We start from the raw sequence: 915 nt of genomic DNA on the forward strand, positions 1-915 counted from the left end.
GCGGCGGGCTACCGCCGGTCGCCGAAGATGGTGCGGTGCCAGTCCTTCTCGGCCGCCTTGGTGTTCTCGTACATCACATGCTTGATCTGCGTGTACTCCTCGAAGGAGTACGCCGACATATCCTTACCAAAGCCGGATGCCTTGGCTCCGCCGTGGGGCATCTCGCTGATGATCGGGATGTGGTCGTTGACCCAGACGCAGCCGGCCCGGAGTTCGCGGGTGGCGCGGCCGGCGCGGTAGACATCGCGGGTCCAGGCGGAGGCGGCCAGGCCGTAGGGGGTGTCGTTGGCGAGCGCCAACCCCTCGTCGTCGCTGTCGAAGGGGAGCACGACCAGCACCGGGCCGAAGATCTCGGCCTGGGTGATCTCGCTGTGCTGCGGGGCGCCGGTGATCAGTGTGGGCTGGTAGTAGGCGCCCTTGGCGAGGTCGCCCTGGGGGGCCTGACCGCCGGTGACCACGGTGGCGTAGTCCCGGGCGCGGTCCACGAAGCCGGCGACCCGGTCCCGCTGGGCGTGCGAGACCAGCGGCCCCAGGTCGGTGGCCGGGTCGAGCGGGTGGCCCAGCCGCACCGTGGCCATCAGGTCGGCGACGCCGGCGACGAAGGCCTCGTAGAGCGGGCGCTGCACATAGGCGCGGGTGGCGGCGGTGCAGTCCTGTCCGGTGTTGATGAGAGCGCCGGCCACGGCTCCGTGCACCGCTGCCGTCAGGTCGGCGTCGTCGAAGACCACGAACGGGGCCTTGCCGCCGAGTTCCAGGTGGAGCCGCTTGACGCTGCCGGCGGCCAGGGCGGCGACCCGCTTGCCGACCGCGGTGGAGCCGGTGAAGGAGGTCATGGCGACGTCGGGGTGGCCGACCAGGTGCTCGCCGGCCTCCGGTCCGGTGCCCGCGACGATGTTGACCACACCGTCCGGCAGG

At 71.5% G+C, this 915-nt stretch carries 1 protein-coding gene; it reads right to left on the bottom strand.

The window, feature by feature from the left end:
* Positions 1-8 precede the first annotated feature (8 nt).
* Positions 9-915, bottom strand: a 907-nt coding sequence (locus tag E4099_RS32195; RefSeq protein WP_135342614.1) for an aldehyde dehydrogenase family protein, incomplete at its 5' end; no start/stop codon positions are given.

The sequence above is a fragment of the Streptomyces palmae genome, assembly GCF_004684805.1.
Classification (GTDB): domain Bacteria; phylum Actinomycetota; class Actinomycetes; order Streptomycetales; family Streptomycetaceae; genus Streptomyces; species Streptomyces palmae.